The organism is Aeromonas sp. QDB11 (assembly GCF_027705265.1).
GTDB lineage: Bacteria > Pseudomonadota > Gammaproteobacteria > Enterobacterales > Aeromonadaceae > Aeromonas > Aeromonas allosaccharophila.
The window spans coordinates 16,119-36,908 of the sequence record NZ_JAPDBM010000048.1 but is presented as its reverse complement, the minus strand read 5'-3'; the positions used below and the strand labels follow the sequence as shown (position 1 = coordinate 36,908).

Sequence of the window (20,790 nt, the reverse complement as noted above, 5' to 3'; positions counted from 1 at the left end):
GCAAAAGAGAGTAATAGATCAGAACGGCCGATCGCCGTCAAGCACTGAAAATAGCAAAATCAGGTGCGGAATGACGGATATATTACTATTTTCAGGAAAAGGAGGGATTTCTGATGGAATAAAATTTTTCACTCTAAGCAACTGGTCTCATGTTGGTATGGTTTATCGTTTTGATGACCCATTAGACCCTTTGGGATCTATATTTTGTTGGGAGTCGACAACCCTTAGCGATATATCTGATGCCGATACAGGAAAACTCACAAAAGGTGTTCAACGGGTTGAGCTATCCGAACGTTTAGAAAAGTGTTTTGCAAAAGGCTATCAGATTAGCATCAGACAACTGTCCAAGCCATTAACCATAGATATGATCACTAGGTTAAATGCTTTTCGACATGAAGTAAGTGGACGTCCCTATGAAAAAAGCAAGATAGAGCTTATAAAATCAGCCTACGATGGGATTTTTGGAAAAAATAATGAAGATTTAAGTTCACTCTTCTGTAGCGAACTAGTGGCGGAAGCCTATCAACATATGGGATTACTTTCAGAATCAAGATCCTCCAATGAATTTACTCCTAAAGATTTTTCATCAGAAAAAACATTACCCCTTGAGCTTGGGTATACGCTTCAAAATGAAACAACTATAAGCGACCTCTAATATTAGATGGATATTGGTCTGCGACGTTTGTTGTGCAGACCTAAAAATAATGGAGTCGTACACTATTTGCACGGAAATTACCATTCCAAATAATTGAAGGCATGATAACTCAATCCACTTTTCTCTAGTTAAGTAAAGAAAAACCAATTCTCCCACATCCCAATCCAGCTTAATGTTGGCAATAACCGAGTAACAAGATGATTGCCAACATCAACAAGATCATTCGGTAAACGTTGGGCTTTACTACGTTCAGCACCAACCTACGATTTAGCCCAACACACGAGATATTTTGATGAAATATGCAAGCACTCCAAATGGTATAAACAGCCATATCGTCGTGCCTGCAAGGCCAAATACAATCTCAGACCAATAAGCTAATTCTTCTTTTGGGGTTCTTGGAAAGAGCTCCATATCAATAATGTTTCTATAGGAAAGAGCAAAAGCAGAACCTCCTGGCAGGCTCTTTATTTGCAAGGTTCTAATTAGGAATAATGCTATCAAAATATAGAGATTGGCTATTGCCAACCCGCTAAATGTTGAATAATCATGAAATATCTCTCTGGCTATAAAAGTACTTTCGATCACCGCACGCCAAGGCCTAGACAATGCAGGAAGCAATACGTTCACGAAACCAATCGTCACGAAGAGTAATTGCAAAATATAAGATTTATTCGCCAACCATGTAGCAACCATCTCGTGATACTTTCTTCTTGCAAGAACCGATGGGTCAGCAGAACCTAGTGGCTCTGCAATACCATGAATTTTCCGAAGTCGATCTTTAGGCAAAACCATTAATTTCTCTCCTTCACAAAATGCATAGGTATTCCCTACTGCACCATATTAACCACGTCATCTACCTGTAATGGAAGTTGATTCGAATCGCAAACTGTATTTGAACCTATTCAACCCCGTAGAAAGAGAGTCTCGCCCAAAGTAATCTGGAACAAAACTTGCTGTATCCCTCCCCTTAGATCCCGGCAACCGGTCGCGAGGGGCCCATGACACCGACCTTTATCAAAAGCAATGCTGCCGCCCAGCTCACCATGGCCGTCGAGGTGATGGATGAGCAGGGCACACTGCAAACCCGCCAAATCGCCTGTGAGCGGCCACTGACGGTCTACCTCAACTGGAAGGAGATAGTAACCCTGATGACGCTGGGGGCCCGCCCCGAGGCGCTGGTACTGGGTTATCTGAAAAATCAGGGCTTTATCGAGGATATCTCGGCCATCGAGTCGGTGATTGTCGACTGGGAGAGCGAGGCCGCCGCCGTGGTGAGCAGTCAGCAGGCCGCCGATCTCGACAAGTCGCTGGAGAAGAAGACGGTCACCTCCGGCTGCGGTCAGGGCACCATGTATGGCAGCGTGATGAAGAAGCTCGAAGGGGTGGTCTTGGCGGCGCCTGAGCTTAAACAGAGCACCCTCTACGCCCTGCTCAAGGCGCTGTCGGCCCATAACGAAACCTACAAGATGGCCGGTGCCGTGCATGGCTGCGCCATCTGCCGCGGCGCCGAAATCCTCTCCTTTGTCGAGGATGTGGGGCGCCACAATGCGGTGGATACCCTGGCGGGCGAGCTCTGGATGCGCGGCGAGAGTGGCAGCGACAAGATCTTCTACACCACGGGGCGGCTCACCTCGGAGATGGTGATCAAGGTGGCGCAGATGGGCATTCCGGTGCTGCTGTCGCGCTCCGGCGTCACCCAGATGGGGCTGGATCTGGCCCGCCAGCTCGGCATCACCATGATTGCCCGCGCCAAGGGGCGCCACTTCGAGGTATTCAGCGGCCACGATCATATGGTGCTGGACGAGAAGCCGCCGGTGCTGGCGCCCGGTTCGGCCGGTCGCGGAATGCGGGACTAGGCAATGAACGAGTTGATGAGTGCCGAACTGATCGCTCTGTATCTCGACCACGCCAGCCAGAGGGTCAAACGCAAGCCATGAACGAATTTATGAACGTGAAGCAGGTGGCCGAGTACCTCGATCTCAACGAGAAGAAGGTCTACCAGCTCGCCAACGAGGCGCGCATCCCCGCCACCAAGGCGACCGGCAAGTGGCTGTTTCCGCGCTCCCTGCTCGATCGCTGGCTGCTCGGCAGCTGCCACGAAGGGGTGATGAACGACCGGCTGCTGCTGGCGGGCTCGGATGACGTACTGCTCCACTACGCCAGCAGCCGTTTGGCCCAGCAGCTCGGCACCCAGGCGCTGGTGGGTTACACCCCGTGCGGCACCCGTCAGGGACTGGCGATGCTGGCACGCGGCCATGTGGATCTCTGCGCCATCCACTGGGGGCAGGCCGAGGAGGCCCACCTGCGCCATCCTGCGCTGGTGCAGCAGTATCAGGGCCACCGACAATGGGTGATCGTTCATGGATTTAGGCGGGTGCAGGGGCTGGTGCTGCGCCAGGGGTTGCAACCCAAGGAGGCGAAAGAAGCGCTCGACTGGCGCTGGGCCATGCGTCAGGAGGGGGCTGGCAGCCAGCGCGCCCTGCAGGAGTGGCTGCAAACGCAAGGGGAGTCGCTGACCCGGCTGGAACGTACCCTCGAGGTCAACAGCGAGCGGGAGCTGGCCGCTGCCATCAGCCGTGGCGATGCGGACGTCGGGCCCGGCGCCCAGAGTACCGCCACCGAGTTTGGCCTCGGCTTTATGCCGCTGTCGCAGGAGTGCTTCGATCTGGTGATGCCGCAGGGGGTCTTCTTTCGCACCCTGCTGCAGCAGTTGATCGGCTGGCTGCAATCCCCCGAGGGACGCGAGCTGGCGGCCCGCCTCGGCGGCTATGACCTGACCCAGAGCGGCAAGCTGGTGTGGAGCCCGCAGTAAATAACCACTCACCCACCGACAAAACAGCCCGCCAACCATGTTGACGGGCTGTTTTTGTAACGGGCCTTTTTATAACAGCATCAATCGCTTGTCTCACGCCCCTCGGCATTGAGGGCGATGCGCCACCCTTCCAGTTTCGCGGGCTCGCTGCCGCTGGGCAGCAGGGCGTGGCTGCGCAACCGTACGGTAAAGCAGCTCCCCTGCCCCGGGGTGGAGTCCACCAGCAGCTCCCCACCCCAGCGGCTGATGATGCGGTGGCTCAGGGCCAGCCCCAGACCGGTGCCGGTAGCGCGGGTGGTGAAGAAGGGGTCGAAGATCTTGTCGATAATGGCCGCCTCGATGCCGCTGCCGTTGTCGATCACCCGCACTTCTGCCCCGCGCAGCTGACCCAGTTCATCGACCCAGTCGCGGCTCTCGACCCGGATCTCCCCCTGCTCCCCCAGCGCGTGGCTGGCGTTGACCAAGAGGTTGATCAGCACCTGTAGCAGCTGCTGGCGATCCGCCTCGATGGGCTGCTGGGCCCTGAGATCGGCCACCAGCTCCACCTGCTGCTGGCGCAGGGCGGAGCGCACCAGGGTCAGGCTCTCCTCGATGATGGGATTGAGGTGCTGCCACACAGGTGCGGTCTCGTAATCGCCGGGGCGCGAATATTGCAGCAGGCTGCGGGTGATGGCGCGAATGCGCTCGATCTGGGCCAGCACCAGCGCCAGCTCCTCGCTGACCGGCTCGGCCGCCTCCCCCAGCTCCAGCTTCATCAACTCCACATTGCCGAGGATCACCGCCAAGGGGTTGTTGATCTCGTGGGCCACCCCGGCCGAGAGCTCGCCAAGGGCTGCCAGCTTCTCGCTGATCAGCAGCTGCTGGCGCGCCTCGGTCAGCATATGGATATGATCTTCCAGCTCGGCGGTCTTGAGCTCGAGGCTTTGGGTACGCTCGGCCACCTTCTGCTCCAGCTCATCGGCACTGCGGGCCATCTGCTGCTGATGCGCTTCCTGCCTGTCCAGCATGGCGTCGAACTGGCGACCGAGCTGGGCCAGCTCGTGGTCGGGATCGAGGGCCAGCGGGCCGATGCGAGCCGACTCCCCGGCCTGCACCTGCCGCACTACCTTGTGCATCCGCTCGATGGGGGAGAAGAGATCCCGCGCGCCGCGATAGACCAGCAGGCCAGAGAGCAGCAACAGCAGCACTACGCCGGAGCCCAGCTCCACCAGATTGGTGAGGTAGGTGCGAATGATGGGCCACTCGAGAAAACCGACGTAGAGCATGCCGATGCGCTCGCCATTGGCCCCCAGCAGTGGCTCGTAGCCCGAGACATACCAGGCATCCTGCACGAAGGCACGATCGATCCACATCTCCCCCCGCCCCAGCACCTGCTCGCGCACCGGCGGCGAGACCCGGGTGCCTACCGCCCGGCCAATCTGGCGACTGCTGCTGACCGGCACGTTGGTGCTCACCCGCAGATCGTCGAGAAACAGGGTGACGGTGCCGACGCTGCCATCCGGCAGGGTGTTTTTGGCAAACACCTGCCCCTTGAGCTCATCCACCAGCCGGGTGCTGCCGTTGACAAGCTCGCCCCCCTCCAGCACGGCCCAAAGGGAGCCGTCGCGGCCCATTACCGGAGCCAGAGAGAGGCTGATCAGCCCCCGGTTTTCCACCGCCCTGGTGCCATCCCGCTGCCACAACACAGCCCGCTTGGCCAACTGCGGGGAGAGGGCGCGCATCTCCTGCTGCGACCAGACCACGAAGTGGCTGACGCTGCGTCCGGCCGTGAGGGCGGCGCGCTCCTGCGCCGTCAGCTGATCCAGCGCGGGGCCTTGACGCAAGCGTAGAAAATCGAGGCCATAGTTGGCCGCCAGCGGCATCACCCAATCCTGCAGCTGATCCGGCGATTCCCGCAGCCGCAACTGAAAGGCCCAGGCATCGCGCAGATGCTCCAGATGCTCGGTCTGGCGCTGCTGCTGCACCGTGATGGCGTGGTGAGCCACCCCGAGATCGCTGCGCACCGTGGTGAGCAGGTTCTGCCAGCTGTAGGTGAGGGTCCAGTAGAGGGTGAGTGCGATCATGCCCGCCAGAGTGAGCATGATGGGCACCGAGGTGAGCAGCAGCAGGCGCCAGCGTACCTTGGTTCGCACGCAGCGGGGCAGCAGGGTCAGTTTCATCGGCACGCCATCCGGTTACAGCACTTCATTCGATGGCCCACTCCTTGAACTTGCGCTCCAGCGTCTTGCGCGCCACCCCCAGCACCCGGGAGGCCGCCGACTTGTTGCCATCATGGCTCGCCACCACTTGCAGGATGTGGGCCTTCTCCACCTCGGCCAGCGGCCACGCCAGCGGATAACCCTCCTCGCTCGCCCCCTGTTCGGCGGGCTTGCTGCTCTGCCAGTAATCCGCCGGCGGCTTGCCCAACAGCAGGCAGCGTTCGATGAGGTTGCGCAGCTCGCGCACGTTGCCGGGCCAGGGGTAAGCCTGCATCGCCACCACATCCTCGTGGGTCCAGCTCAAGGAGCCCATCCCCATCTCGGCGGTGAGCTGACGGGTGAAGTGGTGCACCAGCGCGGGGATGTCGTCGATGCGCTCGCGCAGCGGCGCCACCGGCAGCGCCACCACGTTGAGGCGATAGAAGAGATCTTCGCGAAAGCGACCCGCCTCCACCTCGGCCTTGAGGTTGCGGTTGGTGGCGGCGACGATGCGCACATCCACAGCCAGCTCGCGCTCGGCACCGACCGGGCGGATGGCCTTCTGCTCCAGCGCCCGCAACAGGGACGATTGCATGGCCAGCGGCATCTCGCCGATCTCGTCGAGGAACAGCGTCCCCTGATGGGCGACCCGAAACAGGCCGTCACGCCCCTTGCGGGCGCCGGTAAAGGCCCCCTGCACATGGCCAAACAGCTCGCTTTCGAGCAGCTCAGGCGCGATGGCGGCGCAGTTGAGCGGCACAAAGGCCCCCATCCGGCCGGAGAGTTGATGCAGGGCGCGGGCCACCAGCTCCTTGCCGGTACCGGACTCCCCCTCCACCAGCACGGCGGCGTTGGAGGGGGCAACCCGGGCAATCAGCGTCTTGAGCTCGCGGGTCTTGGCACTGTCGCCAATCAGGGTGGGTGGGAACAGCTTGCTCACCTCCCGACGCAGCAGCAGGTTCTCCCGCTCCATCTGGCGGCGCTCGATGACCCTGTCCACCGCCTGCACCATCTGGTCGAGATTGAAGGGCTTGAGGATAAAGTCGCTGGCGCCGAGGCGCAGCGCCTTGAGGGCGGTTTCCATATCGCCAAAACCGGTCATGAAGATGATGTCGCTGCGGCGGGTGGCCGGATCGATGGCTTCGTGCCACTCGATGCCGGAGCGCCCCGGCAGCCGGATGTCGGCGATGATGAGATCAAAATGCAGGCGGCAGCGCAGGGCTTCCGCCTCTTCCACGCTGGCGGCAGTCTCTATCTGGGCGAAGCGCTTGGCCAGCGCCTTGGCCAGAAAGCTGCGCATGCCGGGCTCATCGTCGACGATGAGCAGGGAGAGGGCAGACCAGCGGCTGGCAGGTGCAGTCATGAAAAAAGTACCTCGGATGCACGTAAGGTCGGAGAATGTCCCGATAACCGGAACCTTAGTGGGACATTTTGTCCTTACCGTATCAAAAGCACCAACACCAATTATTAAAAGCGATAACAAGCTCACCTAATTGATTTTAATAAGCTTCTGTTTTTAAACGGCAAACCGTGAATGCAGCGACAAAGGAACAGTTTGGCACCTTGCTTGCTTACTCTTGCCCTCCTCTCATCGTTCATGAAAAGTTGCATCAAGATGACGATTAAAACCAACCTCAAACGTTTTGCCCTCTCCCTTGCGGCCAGCCTGCTGATCGCCGGGGCCGCCCACGCCGAAGCGGATACTAATGCCACAAAAGCGCCGATCCGCCTCGCCACCACTACCAGCACCGAGCAGTCCGGTCTGCTGGGCTGGCTGCTGCCCCAGTTCACCAAGGAGACCGGTTATCCGGTGCAGGTGATGGCGGCCGGTACAGGCCAGAGCCTGAAGATGGGCGAAAATGGCGACGCGGATCTGGTGATGACCCACGCCCCCTCTGCCGAGAAGACGTTTGTCGAGGCGGGCTTTGGCATCGAGCCGGTGCACCTGATGTACAACGACTTCGTTATCGTCGGCCCGGCGAAAGATCCGGCGGGTCTTGGCAAGCTGCATGATGCCGCCAAGGGGCTGCAGGCCATCAAGGAGCAGGGCCAGACCTTTATCTCCCGCGGTGACGAGTCCGGTACCCACATCAAGGAGAAGACCCTGTGGCAAGCCGCTGACGTCAAACCCGAGTTTGCCGGTTACAAATCCATCGGCCAAGGGATGGGCCCGACCCTGACCATGGCCTCGGAGCTCGGTGCCTACACCCTGACCGACCGCGGCACCTGGCTCGCCTACCAGAGCAAGCTGGATCTCGCCGTACTGCTGGAGGGTGACAAGCGTCTGTTCAACCCCTATCAGGTGATCCTGGTCAACCCCAAGCGCTACCCGGATCTCAACACCGAAGGGGCGCGCACCCTGAAGAACTGGCTGGTCTCCGAGCACGGCCAGACCCTGATCGGCAACTTCAAGGTGGCCGGTCAGGCGCTGTTTGTAGCGGATGCCAACGGGAAATAATGGCAACCCTGACCCCTGCGATGACCTTGATGGCCCTCCCCCGGTTCGCTGAGAGAGGCGCCTGATGCCAACGCTGCTCGACACGACATTAGCAGCCCTCGCCCTGCTGTTCAGTGGTGACACCGAACTGTGGCAGGTGGTGGGGGTCTCCTTCTCCGTCTCCTGCATCGCCCTGCTGCTGGTGCTGCTACCCGCCTTGCTGCTGGGCTTTGCGCTGGCCTATCTGCCGCTGCCCGGCCGCTGGCTCTGGCTCTCCTGCATCAATACCCTGCAATCGGTGCCGACCGTGGTGATTGGCCTGCTGCTCTATATGCTGCTGTCGCGGGCCGGCCCCTTTGGCGACTGGAAGCTGCTCTTTACCCAGCAGGCGATGGTGGTGGGGCAGATGCTGATCGCCTTTCCGGTGATCGCCACCATGGCCCACGCGGCGTTTGTCCAGAGTGACCGCCGTGCCTGGGAGACCGCCCTGACGCTGGGGGTCTCCTGGCCCAAGGCGCTGATCGGCCTGATGCACGAGTGCCGCTTTGGCCTGCTGGCCGCCATCATCGGCGCCTTCAGCCGCATCGTCACCGAGGTGGGCTGCTCCATGATGGTGGGGGGCAACATCTTGCACTTTACCCGCAACATCCCCACCGCCATCGCGCTGGAGACCCAGAAAGGGGCCTTCACCCAGGGGGTGGCCCTTGGCATAGTGCTGCTCACCCTGGCGCTGCTGCTCAACCTGCTGCTGACGGCGTGTCGCGGCCACAGCTATCTGAAGAACTGACCATGCCCCCACTGTGTATCAACAGGAGTACCCCATGGCCCTGACCGCCCAGCAACTCACCATGCGCTTTGGCGAGCGCCAGCTGTTCGAGATTGACCGGCTCGCCATCGCACCGGGGGATGCCATCTGGCTGCACGGGGCCAATGGGGTGGGCAAGACCACCTTGCTCAAGATCCTGGCCGGGCTGCTCGCCCCCACCCGTGGCCACACCAATCTGCCGGGGCGCTGGCAACAACGGCTCAACCGGCTGCTCAAGCGGGATCTGGGGCCGGGCAGGGTCACCTATCTGCACCAGACCCCCTATCTGTTCGATCGCACGGTGCACGACAACGTAGCCTGGGCGCTGGATAAACAGCTCGGCAGCGAGATCCGGGTGTTCGAGGCGCTGCGCCGGGTCGAGCTGGAGGGGCTGGCGCGGGAGCACATCAGCATTTTGTCCGGTGGCGAACGGCAACGACTGGCGATGGCCCGCGCCTGGGCGCTGCAACCGGCCTTTCTGCTGATGGATGAGCCCACCGCCAATCTGGACACACATTCGGTTGCCCTGATGGCCGCATTGGCGCAAGATCTGCGGGAACATGGCAGCGGCCTGGTCGTCATCAGCCACCAGAGCAACGCCCTGACCGACCTGTGCGAGCGGCAATGGACCCTCGCCCGTGGCCAGCTGCAAGAGACGACCCCTTTAAAAATCATCGAGCGACATGACTTCAAGAAGCGAATCTCCCTCTAGGCTTTTTCCCGTATCGGCCGTGATCCTGGCAGGAGGCCGCGCCACCCGGATGGGGGGTGAAGACAAGGGATGGGTAGCGCTGGCGGGACGCCCTCTTATCGACCACGTTTTGGAACGGCTGCGCCCCCAGGTGGATGAGGTGCTGATCAACGCCAACCGCAGTCAGGTCCGCTATCAGGCGCTGGCCCCGGTCATCAGCGATGACAACAACGACTATCTCGGCCCGCTGGCGGGCATGCAGGCAGGCCTTGCCGCCGCCCGTCACGACTGGGTGTTGTTCGTTCCCTGCGATGGCCCCGCCCTGCCGCTGGATCTGATGAGCCGCTTTCGCGCCGCCCTGACCCCGGATACCGAGCTGGTAGTGGCCCACGACGGCGACTGGCTGCAACCCGTGGTGGCTCTGCTGCACAAATCCCTGCTCCCCTCTCTCGCCGCTGCGCTGGCAGAGGGAGAGCGCAAAATCGATATCTGGTTTGCCCGCCACCATATGGCGGTGGTGAGCTTTGCCGATCAGCCGGATGCCTTTATCAATCTCAACAGCCCTGCCGAGCTGGCCGCCTACGAGGCCCGTCTGCTTGCCCCGGCTATCGACCCCCAACAAGGAGTCACCTCATGACCCCGGCCCCCACCCTTCCCCTGCTCGGCTTCGCCGCCTGGAGCGGTACCGGCAAGACCACCTTACTGGAGCAGTTGATCCCCCTGCTGGTGGATCGCGGCCTGCGCATCGGGGTGCTCAAGCATGCCCACCACGACTTTGACATCGACCAGCCGGGCAAGGACAGCTATCGCCTGCGCAAGGCGGGTGCCCAGCAGATGATGGTGGCTTCCCGCCGTCGCCACGCTCGCATCATTGAGACAGAGCTGGCCGAAGCCGACTTTCGCCAGCTGCTGGCAAGCTTCGATCAGACAGAGCTCGATCTGCTCTTGGTCGAGGGGTTCAAGCACGAACACTTCCCGAAAATCGAGCTGCACCGCGCCGAAATTGGCAAGCCACTGCTCTTCCCCGAAGACGGCGACATCATCGCGCTGGCCAGCGATCAGCCCCAACAGAGTGGCGAACAACAGCAGACAAGCCTGCCCCGCCTCGATATCAACGATCTGGCGGCCATCGCCGACTTCGTCTGTCGCTGGCTTGACGGCTGCCAGAGCAAGGAGCCGGAGGCGGGCAAGGGCTTTCTCTCGGTCGAAGCGGCCCGCAACGCCATTCTGGCGGCCCTCACCCCAAGCACCGCCTGCTGCGACAAACCGCTGGCCGAGTGCCACGGCGCAGTGTTGGCCACCGATCTGATCAGCCCCATCAATGTGCCGCCCCACGCCAACTCGGCGATGGACGGCATTGGCCTTCGCAGCGACGATCTCGCCGCCGGTCGCTGGCTGCTGGTGGGTGAAGTGCTGGCGGGCCAGCAGCGCCATGAACCGGTGCTGGCCGGTCAGGCGGTGCAGATCATGACCGGCGCCCCGCTTCCCCCCGGCGTGGATACCGTGGTGATGCGGGAAGAGACGCAGATTGAAGGTGAGTGGGTCACCGTCACCGCCCCGATCCGGGCGGGACAGAATGTGCGTCTCGCCGGAGAAGATCTCGCCAAGGGGGCGGTCGCCATTCCGGCTGGCACCTGGCTGGGTGCCCCCCAGCTGGGGCTGGCAGCATCCCTCGGTCAAGCCAGTCTCACTGTGCGCACCCCGCTGAAAGTGGCTCTGTTCAGTACCGGTGACGAGGTGCAGGCCCCGGGCGAGCAGCTCGCCCCCGGCCATATCTTCGACAGCAACCGCTTCACCCTGATGGCCCTTATCCGCGCCGCCGGTTGCGAGGTGATGGACCTTGGCATCATTCCCGATGACAAGACCATCCTGCGCCAGCAGCTGGAGCAGGCCGCCGCCAGTGCCGATCTGGTGCTGAGCTCGGGCGGGGTCTCGGTGGGCAACGCCGACTTTATCAAGCTGGTGCTGGCTGAACTCGGCCAGATCGATTTCTGGCGCATCCAGATGCGGCCGGGCCGCCCGCTCGCCTTTGGCAAGCTGGGGCAGACCCCCTTCTTCGGCCTGCCGGGCAATCCGGTGGCGGCGATGATCTGCGTGCTGCAGTTTGTCGAGCCCGCCATAGCCCGCTTGCAGGGCAAGCGGTGGCAGCCGCTGCGCCTGTCGGCACTGGCAGACGAGAAGATGAAGAGCCGCCCGGGGCGCACCGAGTTTCTGCGCGGCATTTTCCATCAGGACCGTAACGGCCAGTTGCGGGTGCGCACCACCGGGCCACAGGGCTCGGGTATTCTCAGCTCCATGGCCGATGCCAACTGCCTGATCGAAATCGTGCCGGACCAACCCGGGATCGCCGTTGGCGAGCGGGTCTGGATCCACCCCCTGCAGGGACGACTGGCCTGAATCCCGACGGGGCGTCGGCCGGATGTAGGCGCCCTGTCAGCAACCTGATACGAGGCTCACTGTGCGTCTTGATGCCCCCCTCTCCCGACTCGATCTGCTGGTCTATGGCCGCTACCGGATCGTCCACGGCCTGCGCATTGCGCTCGCTTTTATGCTCACCTTTCTGCTGACCCGCGAGCTGAAACTGCCGGAGAGCACCTGGCCGCTGATCACCCTGGTGGTGGTGATGGGCCCCATCTCATTCTGGGGCAATGTGCTCTCCCGCGCCCTGCAGCGGGTGGTGGGCACCATCTTCGGCGCCAGTTGCGGGGTGGTAGCACTTTATCTCGAGATCTACTCCCTGCCACTCACCCTGATCTGGTGCGGTTGCATCATGTTCCTGTGCGGCTATCTGGCCCTCGGCAAGCGCCCCTATGTGGGGCTGCTGATCGGTATCACGCTGGGGGTCACCATGGGAGCCATGCCGGGGGACATAGAAACGGCACTGTGGCGCAGTGCCGACGTGATTCTGGGCTCCCTGCTGGCGCTGCTCTTTTGCAGCATCTATCCACAGCGCGCCTACAGCCACTGGCGGCTGCAACTGCACCAGATCCTGCAGCAGTCGGGGCGGCTCTATCACACTCACCTCTCCCCCAATGTGCTGGAACGCCCGCGCCTCAAGCACAATCTCTCCCAACTGCTGGCCCAGACCGGTAAACTGCGGGCCCTGCTGGCCCCCGCGGCCAAAGAGACGCGCCACAGTATCTCGCTGTTTGATGCGGTGCAGGTCACCATGCGCAACACCCTCTGCACTCTGGAGATGCTGGCCAACACCTACTGGAACGATCGGGAGAGCCACTTCCTGATGCAGAGCACCCGCGAACTGCACGCCTGCCATCAAGCCACCGAGGAGGCGATCAACCAGCTTGCCTTGATGATGCTAACCGGTGACGGGCGCGGCGCGGATGCCGCTATCGCCCGCCTGCACGAGGTGGCGACTCAGGTGTCACTCCCCCCCAACACCGAGGCGGCCATCAATGGCTACCTCTGGCTCAACGTGCAGCTGACCGAGCAGCTCACCCACCTGCGCCGCCTGCTGGGGCTGATCCTCACCCCGCCCCATCGCAAGCAGCCCGACTAGGCCCAATGCAAAACGCCCCGCAGTTGCGGGGCGTTGTTTGTCGGTATCAGCCGTGATGATCAGGCTGCGGCGCTGGCGTTCGCGCTCATCTGCTCCAACTCTGATCGGGTCAGGGTAGAGACAAACTTGCCGTCGAAGTAGATATCCATCAGCTCGCCGCGCTTCTCGCCGCGCATCATGCTGCTGCGACCATCCAGATAGTGCACTTCCATCTGGGCGGTACGCTCGTTCGGGTAGCTGATCTCCACCTCGCGCACCCCTTGTGGCAGCATGGCCAGCGGCACCTTCTTGAGGGCCGGATCCAGATGCTGGTTCACCTTGATCACCGGGTTGGCCTTCATGTCCACCACGGCCGGGGATTTGCCGGTAATGGGGTTTTTGCCAGACCAGAACTCGATGGTATTGAAGACGAACAGGTCAGCGGTCGCTGCCAGACCGTAGACTGGTGCAAGCAGCATAAAGACCCCGGCACGACCGTAGCGGTTATCCACCACGCTCAGGTTGCCCTTGGTAACCATGCCGGAAAGCCCCATCTGCCCCATACAGCCGCCCAGACCCATGCTCGCGACCATAACCAGCAGGGCCATTGCCCGCCCCTTCTGTTGTAATGCCATCTTGTTCTGTTCCTGCTCTGAAATGAATGAGGCGGCAAGCCTAATCAAGAGGTCAAACCAGAACAATTCACAATGGCGGGACGATACAGGAGGGGTTCAGATTGGGGCACTGACTGCTCAAAGATGAGTCAATGCCCCGGCATGGCAGAAAGTTCGGGGGCTCAGATCGCCAGATCCGAGACGGTGCTGGAGACGTTGTTGGCCTCCCGCCGGATCTCGCTCATCACCTCATTCACCTCTCCCACCTGCTGTTTGCCCAGCTCGGCGCTGCTGGCGACGTCGGACATCTCGGAGGTGACCCTGGCGGTCAGCTCGCGGTTGTTCTGCACCACCTTGGCAATCTCGTCGGTAGAGAGGGAGGTGCGGGCCGCCAGCTGGCGAACCTCGTCGGCCACCACCGCAAAGCCGCGCCCCTGATCCCCCGCTCGCGCCGCCTCGATGGCCGCGTTGAGGGCCAGCAGGTTGGTCTGATCGGCGATGCTGCTGATGGTGGAGACGATCGCCTCGATGTTGCGCGACTGCTCGTTCAGCTGGTTGATCAGGCCAATGCTGTGGGTGAGCTGGCTGGCAATCAGGCTGGAGGTGTCGACCACCGAGGCGAGCAAACCTGCCCCGCGCTCGGCACAGTTCAGGGTCTCCCGCGCCGCGCTGTGAGCCAGCATGGCCGCTTCGCGCACCGCATCGCTCTTGTTGATCCGCTCGGTGATGTCACTGGCGAACTTGATCACCTTCACCACCTTGCGATGCTCGTCGAGGATCGGGTTGTAGGTCGCCTCCAGCCACACCTTGCCGCCGTGACTGTTCTGACGACAGAAGAGGCCGGACTTGTACTGGCCACGGCCCAGCTCCTCCCAGAAGTGGGGCTGTTCACGATAAAACTGATCATCGCAGAAGATACGGTGATGCTTGCCCTGCACCTGCGCCAGGGTATAGCCCATGGTATGGAGGAAGTTGCCATTGGCGGTAACGACCTCTCCGCTTGGGGTAAATTCAATCATTGCCATCGAGCGGTCCAGCGCCGTCACCACCGCCTGCTGGCTGAGCAGTTGCAGATGGTGCTCGGTAATGTCGGCGGCAATCTTGATCACCTTGGTCACCACACCCCGCAACTTGACGGGAAAGTAGGTCGCCTCCAGCCAGATCGCCTCGCCCCGTTTGTTGAAGCGCTGGAACACCCCGGTACGGGAGCGCCCCTGTTTCAAATCGGCCCAAAACTGCTGATAGGCGCTGCTCTGGGCATACTGCTTGTCGCAGAAGAGGCGGTGATGCTGACCGATAACCTCGGGCGCACTGAAACCCACCACATTGAGAAAGAGATCATTGGCGGCCAGCACTGTGCCATCCGGGGTAAAGGTGATGGTCGCCACGCTGCCGTGCACGGCGTCGAAAAATCCCTGCTGTGCCAGAAGTTGCTCCTGACACTGCTGCAACTCGGCTTTCAGTTTGCTATTGAACATCGAAACGTATCCTCCAGACAGGCCCCCACCATGGCCAAACCACACAGTGGATCAATAAGATAATGGTAGCGAGCTCCATCAGCATAGTTGGCCGCGTCATCACGCTCCCATCTGACGCCATATTTATTGCGGTAAATCAAACGGACCGGCCGGGACTCACCAGAACGGGGTTGCCCCCTTATCCGGCCCCCGGTTGCCACTCCAGCGAGGCAGGATTAGTGACAAACCCGATCCGCTCATAGAGGGGGCGCCCCTCATCGCTGGCATGGAGCCACACCTTGCCGAGCTGACGCGCTCTGGCACAAGCGGTAATGGCGTCGAGCAGCGCCGTGGCGATCCCCTGCCGGCGCCATTGCGGCAGCGTATACATGTTGAGCAGATACCCCTCCACCCCCGCCAGATTGCTGGGATAGGGTGGCCGCACAAACAGCGCCAGCGTTCCCGCCGCCACGATCTGCTTGCCGCCCTCCTGCTTATCGACCTCGGCCAGCCAGGATAAAGACCCCTCTTCACTCATCGCCTGGGTAAAGTAGTCAACCGTCGCCTGCCACAGGGCAGGATCGGCCTGCGGGCTCGCCAGCTCACCACCTCGCAGAACAGCTGCATGCGCAGCGCTACCAGCGCGGGAATATCTACGGCTCGGGCCTGACGAATGATCATCGCATCTCCTTGCATCACAGAGCACATCGAGAGAGGGGGCCAAACGGAAGTGGGCCTGCTCGGCAAATCTGCACGGCACAGGAACCACCGACGCCGACCATGTAACCGGAATGCGGATAATAGCAGAGCATATAGTTAACTATATGTTTTTAAACATATAAAAAAAGACAGCCGAAGCTGTCTTTTTCATCGAAATCAAATTGCGGATTAGTAGAAGATCCGCTCGCCACGCTCGCTCATTTTGAGCCAAACCGGTTTGGTGCTGGTTTTGTTCCAGATCCGGTGCAGATAGCTGTAGAAGCGGGCACGATCGCTGCGAAACAGCATCACGGGGAACGCCAGAATGCCCACCAGCAATACATAAATGCGACGAAGAATAATCTGAGTCAGGGAAAAGGGATGAAACATGATGTAACTCCTTACTGGTAAGACCACTGAACAAAGATTACTCCACTCCATGTAGGATTACTACATCACGAACCCATTTTTTTATAAAAAAATGGTGAAAAACGGGAAATACTGAAAACGGGTTACGTCATTAACCAACAGTTAACAAACTTGCGAAAATCGTGCGCTTTGCCACAGTTATCAGGGGAAAAACATGCTGTAGGGAGATGCGCATGAAACTGTCGGAAGTAGCACTGCTGGTGCTGATGATTGCCCTGACACGGGCACAACTGGAGGAGTGGCAGTTGAACAGGGACGATGCCATCGTGCTGGCCGAACGGGGCGTGCCCACCGTCAGCCTGTGGCAATGCGGCACCCTGAAACAACGGATGGCGGATCTCGGACACCAAAGCGCCGAGCTGCAATTTCAATATCGGGGGCAAAACATGGCGGATGTGAGCCACTATCTCGAGCGCGAATGGAAACAGGCAGGTTGCGAACAGTTACTGGTGCAGCAAGGATACTGACCGAGGTTCACGGCTCTAAGAGAGATGATTCAGGGAAAACAGAGAGAAGATGGAGGCACGTTCCGGAGTCGAACCGGACTAAACGGATTTGCAATCCGCTGCATAACCGCTTTGCTAACGCGCCATGCTGACAAGACTGATTGTCTTGAAAGTGAGTTCCATCGTTGGTGCGATGGAAATTTGGAGCGGGAAACGAGACTCGAACTCGCGACCCCGACCTTGGCAAGGTCGTGCTCTACCAACTGAGCTATTCCCGCGTTACTGCTTTCGTGCCAGTTGCCTGACAACGAGGCGCATTATACGTACCACGAGCGCCAGCACAACCCCTTTTTCGCAATTTAAGCCCTGACGCAGACTGTTTGCTCAGGGTTTAGACGGCTTGCTGCAATTTTCTCCATCCCGCTGTGACCCACCAAGCGAATTTGGGATAAAGTCGTTGAAATGATTACGCTTTCGTTCGAGACTTGAGCGGCTTAATAACCGGATTCTCAATTGAAAATCACAAGATGAAATGGATCTTCAAGCTTCGTGGACTCAGGCCGCAGCTAATGCTGGCTTTTTTCATGTTGGGGATGGTGCCATTTTTGGTCATCACCCTCTTCTTCCTCTACAGCCACGGCAAGGATCTCACCACCCAGACCTCCAACCATCTGGTCTCCGTCCGTAATATCAAGAAGAGTCAGCTCGAGGATTACTTCAACAACCTCAAAGAGCAAATCATCAACTTCTCCCAGCAGGATTTCGCCGGCAACAGTATCGGCCGTTTCTATGGCTTTACCGGTGCCTTCGAGAAACTGGGCACCACGCCGCAGGAGGCCCGCAGCCGCGCCCAGGCCCGTTATCTGCCAGGCACCTGGGATCAACTGCGCAAACCGGACAGCCAGGTGGAGATCGAGCCCTCCATCAGTGCCCTGATCCTCGCCGACGAGATGTATGGCCGGGTGCACCAGCGCTTTCATCGCGGCTATGCCGACATGGTGCGCAAGTCCAACTACAGCGACATCTTTCTGGTGGACCTCAACGGTGATGTGGTCTATTCGGTCACCAAACACCCCAACTTTGCCACCAATCTGCTCTCCGGCCCCTATCAGGGCAGCGGCTTGGGCCAGACTTTCGCCAAGATCAAACGCCGCCTCGATGGTGGCCAGAAGCCGCAGCAGATCTTCGAGTTCACCGATTTTGGCCGCAACGAGCTGACCGGGCAGGTGGTCGCCTACATGGCGGCGCCCGTGATGCAGTACGACTATGTGCGCGGGGTGGTGATTTTCGAGCTGCTGCCGGACAAGCTCAACCAGATCATGGCAGAGCGGGAGGGGCTGGGCGAGACCGGCGAGACCATCCTGATCGGCCCTGACAAGCGGATGCGCGCCGATGCCTGGCTGGCGCCGGAGTTCAGCGTCGAGAACAGCTTCAGCCCCAACTTCCGGCCGCTGCAAACGCCCCTCATCACCAAGACCCTCTCCGGCGAGCAGGGGGTCGGGCTATTCTACTCCTATCAGGATGACGAGGTGCTGGCCGCCTACACCCAGGTGAAGGTGTTCGATACCGAGTGGGCCTTTATCGCCGAGATCTCCACCCGGGAAGCCTATGCCCCGATCCGCCAGCTGGAAACCCTGGTGATAGTGCTGGGGGCGGGCTCGGTGCTGCTGCTGATCCTCTTCTCCCGCTGGCTCTCCCACTCCATCACGGCGCCGCTGCGATCGCTTACCGAAGCGGCCGAGCAGGTGGCCGACGGCGCACTGGATCACCCCATCGCCATCGAGCGCACCGGCGATGATATCGACCGGCTAGCCGAGGCGTTTCGTCATATGCAGCGCTCGGTGAAGGACAAAATCGAACTGATCGAGCAGCAGACCCAGGAGCTGCAACAGCAGGTCAAGCTGACCCACAAGCAGAACCTCAGCCTGCAACAGGCGGACAAGCTCAAGGATGAACTGCTGGCCAACACCTCCCACGAGCTGCGCACCCCCATTCACGGCATCAAGGGGATGGCGGAGTCGATGCTCGCCAGCCAGCAGGACTTGACCGAAGGACAGCAAAAGCAGCTCGGCCTCATCATCAAGAGCGCCGATGGCCTGGCCCGTCTGGTGGACGATCTGCTCGACTACCACCAGATGCGCTACGGCCAGCTGGAGATCCACCCCCAGCCCGTCTCATCCAAAGGAGTGATCCGGCTGGTGCTGGATCTCTGCCAGCATCTGGTGCAGGCCAAGCCTCTCACCTTGGTGGATATCAGCCCAGCCGAACTGCCGCCGGTGCTGGCCGACGAGCAGCGGCTCGAACAGGTGCTCTATAACCTGGTGGGCAACGCCATCAAATACACGCCGCAGGGCAAGGTGGTGCTCAGTGCCATCGTCGAGAACAACTTCCTGCGTATCAAGGTCACCGACACCGGCATCGGCATCGCCCCCGACCATCTGGAACATATCTTCGAGCCGCTGGTGCAGATGAGCCCGGAGGTGAGCAAGCAGGGGGCGGGCCTTGGCCTCTCCATCACCCGCCAGCTGGTACACCTGATGGGGGGCGAGCTGTTTGTCGAGAGCGAGCCGAGCGTTGGCTCCACCTTCGCCTTTACCCTGCCCCTTGCCACCGGCAAAGCGGCCAATCTGACCTTCGACAGCCGCCAGATCGAGCATCAGCTGGTGCGCCAGCAACCGCTGATCCTGCCGGACTGGGAGAGCGACGATCTGCCCCCTCCCCCCGAGGGTGCGCCGCTCATTCTGGTGGTGGATGACGAGCCCATCAATCTGCACATCCTGCGCCATCTGCTGCAGCCCTGCGGCTACCGCATCCTGCCCAGCAGCGACGGCCACGATGCGCTGGCCAAGCTGGCCGAGGAGCCGGTGGATCTCATCCTGCTGGACGTGATGATGCCGACCCTCTCCGGTTTTGACGTCTGCCGCCGCCTGCGCCAGCAGCACCCGAAAGAGATGCTGCCGGTGCTGCTGCTCACCGCCCTCAACCAGCCCAAGGATATCGAGGAGGGCTTCGGGGCCGGAGCCAACGACTATCTGGTCAAACCCTTCTGCAAGGAGGAACTGTTTGCCCGGGTCAAGGCGCTGCTGGAGGCCAAGGCCGGACGCGCCTCACTGGTGGAAAACCGGCTGCTGAAGCAGGAGATCGAACATCGCCTCACCCTGCAGGATCGGCTGCATCAGGATCAGCAGCGGCTGCTGGCCCTGCTCGGTGAAGGGGCCGACCCGATGATCTTCATTGACGAGCAGGGCACAGTGCTGTTTGCCTCGCGGGTGATGGCGCGCCTGCTGGGACAGGATCCGGAAGCCATGGAGGGGCAACCCCTCAATGAGTGGCTCGCCACCCCGCTGCAACAGCAGTGGCCCGACCTTGCCAGCGAGCGGGAACATAATCTGGAGTTTCTGGTGGCCGGGCAGAAGGACGTGCTCAACGCTCATGCCCTGCCCATCGCACTGGGGGGAGAGGCCGCCTTCGCCCTCACCCTGAGTACCGAACAGCGTCAGGACGAAAACCGGGTGATGGCACTGGAGAACGCCCTCAAGAACCTCTCGCGGCAAGCCATCATCGAGGATGAGCAGCTGCTGGGCGAGCTGAGCCGCCTGGGCGGCGAGTTCCGCTCGCTGGCCGATGACCTTATACGCCAGCAGGATGACGAGCCGCTGCGCCGGGCGCTGGTCGAGACCATGCAGCTCACCCTGGATGCCTGGCAGCAGGGCACCGGCAAGGGCAAAATCGTGCTGGCGGAGAAGAGCAAGCTGTGGCGGGTCTATATGGACAGATCCAGCCCGCAGACCCGCACCCTCGACAAGTATCTGAGTCTGGATACCCTGCCCAAGTCGCCGCGCTGGAAGACGGTGGTGGCCACTACCGAGTATGTGCTGGGCCACTGCCCGCTCAATGACCACCAGCGCCAGCAGTTGCAACACAGCGCCCAGACCCTGCGTCAACTCGCCAACCGCAAGCCGTGACCCGCGCCCTAAACGGGCGCCGGATCACGATTGGCAATCTGGTTTCTTTTTGCGCAAAACAAAGCCCCGCACAACCCCGAAATCGAGAGCCGATCCAATTCACAATT

General features: G+C 60.6%; 17 protein-coding genes, 2 tRNA genes and 1 pseudogene. 11 read left to right on the top strand and 9 right to left on the bottom strand.

Annotation, left to right across the window (positions count from 1 at the left end; translation table 11 throughout):
• Positions 1–655 (top strand): hypothetical protein (locus OKC40_RS15730; protein ID WP_270795904.1); only part of this gene is annotated, 655 nt, incomplete at its 5' end.
• A gap of 267 nt (positions 656–922) precedes the next feature.
• Here OKC40_RS15730 and OKC40_RS15725 read toward each other — a convergent pair.
• Positions 923–1,447: a hypothetical protein gene (locus OKC40_RS15725; RefSeq protein WP_182937978.1), complete on the bottom strand. Its 525-nt coding sequence runs from the start codon at positions 1,445–1,447 to the stop codon at positions 923–925.
• Between the two features lie 206 nt (positions 1,448–1,653).
• On the opposite strand from OKC40_RS15725, the gene OKC40_RS15720 reads away from it, so the two are divergent.
• Both OKC40_RS15720 and OKC40_RS15715 read left to right on the top strand, forming a co-directional pair.
• Positions 1,654–2,511, top strand: a complete 858-nt coding sequence (locus OKC40_RS15720; RefSeq protein ID WP_270795902.1) for a formate dehydrogenase accessory sulfurtransferase FdhD — start codon at positions 1,654–1,656, stop codon at positions 2,509–2,511.
• Between the two features lie 89 nt (positions 2,512–2,600).
• A complete protein-coding gene (locus tag OKC40_RS15715) occupies positions 2,601–3,467 on the top strand; it encodes a helix-turn-helix transcriptional regulator (protein ID WP_013723539.1) in 867 nt (288 codons plus the stop codon).
• Positions 3,468–3,547: 80 nt separating this feature from the next.
• Here the strand turns inward: OKC40_RS15715 and OKC40_RS15710 are convergent, their stop codons facing one another.
• Both OKC40_RS15710 and OKC40_RS15705 read right to left on the bottom strand, forming a co-directional pair.
• Entirely contained in the window at positions 3,548–5,626 is a 2,079-nt protein-coding gene (locus OKC40_RS15710) for a sensor histidine kinase (protein ID WP_270795901.1), read from the bottom strand.
• Positions 5,627–5,651: 25 nt separating this feature from the next.
• Positions 5,652–7,007: a sigma-54-dependent transcriptional regulator gene (locus OKC40_RS15705; protein ID WP_270795900.1), complete on the bottom strand. Its 1,356-nt coding sequence runs from the start codon at positions 7,005–7,007 to the stop codon at positions 5,652–5,654.
• A 252-nt stretch (positions 7,008–7,259) separates the two neighbouring features.
• Between OKC40_RS15705 and OKC40_RS15700 the strand changes: the two genes are divergently transcribed.
• The 6 genes from OKC40_RS15700 (at position 7,260) to OKC40_RS15675 (ending at position 13,094) form a co-directional block, all read left to right on the top strand.
• Positions 7,260–8,102 carry a substrate-binding domain-containing protein gene (locus OKC40_RS15700; RefSeq protein ID WP_270795899.1) on the top strand — a complete coding sequence of 281 codons (843 nt, stop codon included), beginning with the start codon at positions 7,260–7,262 and terminating at the stop codon, positions 8,100–8,102.
• Positions 8,103–8,166: 64 nt separating this feature from the next.
• The gene (locus OKC40_RS15695) at positions 8,167–8,868 is read left to right on the top strand and encodes an ABC transporter permease (protein WP_005347674.1); all 702 of its coding nucleotides are present in this window, start codon (positions 8,167–8,169) and stop codon (positions 8,866–8,868) included.
• A 34-nt stretch (positions 8,869–8,902) separates the two neighbouring features.
• Positions 8,903–9,598: an energy-coupling factor ABC transporter ATP-binding protein gene (locus tag OKC40_RS15690; RefSeq protein WP_042658678.1), complete on the top strand. Its 696-nt coding sequence runs from the start codon at positions 8,903–8,905 to the stop codon at positions 9,596–9,598.
• The gene (gene mobA, locus OKC40_RS15685) at positions 9,570–10,214 is read left to right on the top strand and encodes a molybdenum cofactor guanylyltransferase MobA (RefSeq protein WP_270795896.1); all 645 of its coding nucleotides are present in this window, start codon (positions 9,570–9,572) and stop codon (positions 10,212–10,214) included. The genes OKC40_RS15690 and mobA overlap by 29 nt, the downstream gene beginning before the upstream one ends.
• Positions 10,211–11,974 carry a bifunctional molybdopterin-guanine dinucleotide biosynthesis adaptor protein MobB/molybdopterin molybdotransferase MoeA gene (locus OKC40_RS15680; protein WP_270795894.1) on the top strand — a complete coding sequence of 588 codons (1,764 nt, stop codon included), beginning with the start codon at positions 10,211–10,213 and terminating at the stop codon, positions 11,972–11,974. The genes mobA and OKC40_RS15680 overlap by 4 nt, the downstream gene beginning before the upstream one ends.
• 61 nt (positions 11,975–12,035) lie before the next feature.
• Complete coding sequence (locus OKC40_RS15675; protein ID WP_058052814.1) at positions 12,036–13,094, top strand: FUSC family protein; 1,059 nt, start codon at positions 12,036–12,038, stop codon at positions 13,092–13,094.
• Positions 13,095–13,153: 59 nt separating this feature from the next.
• Here the strand turns inward: OKC40_RS15675 and OKC40_RS15670 are convergent, their stop codons facing one another.
• From OKC40_RS15670 to OKC40_RS15655, 4 genes and pseudogenes are all read right to left on the bottom strand, one after another.
• Entirely contained in the window at positions 13,154–13,708 is a 555-nt protein-coding gene (locus OKC40_RS15670; protein ID WP_042061387.1) for a DUF3332 domain-containing protein, read from the bottom strand.
• A 161-nt stretch (positions 13,709–13,869) separates the two neighbouring features.
• Entirely contained in the window at positions 13,870–15,165 is a 1,296-nt protein-coding gene (locus OKC40_RS15665) for a methyl-accepting chemotaxis protein (RefSeq protein ID WP_163129426.1), read from the bottom strand.
• Positions 15,166–15,343: 178 nt separating this feature from the next.
• A pseudogene (locus OKC40_RS15660) lies at positions 15,344–15,825 on the bottom strand (GNAT family N-acetyltransferase).
• Between the two features lie 207 nt (positions 15,826–16,032).
• A complete protein-coding gene (locus OKC40_RS15655; protein ID WP_005334863.1) occupies positions 16,033–16,233 on the bottom strand; it encodes a YbfA family protein in 201 nt (66 codons plus the stop codon).
• Between the two features lie 212 nt (positions 16,234–16,445).
• On the opposite strand from OKC40_RS15655, the gene OKC40_RS15650 reads away from it, so the two are divergent.
• Complete coding sequence (locus OKC40_RS15650; RefSeq protein WP_042658673.1) at positions 16,446–16,739, top strand: hypothetical protein; 294 nt, start codon at positions 16,446–16,448, stop codon at positions 16,737–16,739.
• 50 nt (positions 16,740–16,789) lie between these two features.
• On the opposite strand, the gene OKC40_RS15645 is transcribed toward OKC40_RS15650, so the two are convergent.
• Both OKC40_RS15645 and OKC40_RS15640 read right to left on the bottom strand, forming a co-directional pair.
• A tRNA-Cys gene (locus OKC40_RS15645) sits at positions 16,790–16,863 on the bottom strand.
• Positions 16,864–16,920: 57 nt separating this feature from the next.
• A tRNA-Gly gene (locus tag OKC40_RS15640) sits at positions 16,921–16,996 on the bottom strand.
• A 249-nt stretch (positions 16,997–17,245) separates the two neighbouring features.
• On the opposite strand from OKC40_RS15640, the gene OKC40_RS15635 reads away from it, so the two are divergent.
• Complete coding sequence (locus OKC40_RS15635; protein WP_270795889.1) at positions 17,246–20,683, top strand: ATP-binding protein; 3,438 nt, start codon at positions 17,246–17,248, stop codon at positions 20,681–20,683.
• The last annotated feature ends 107 nt before the right edge of the window (positions 20,684–20,790 follow it).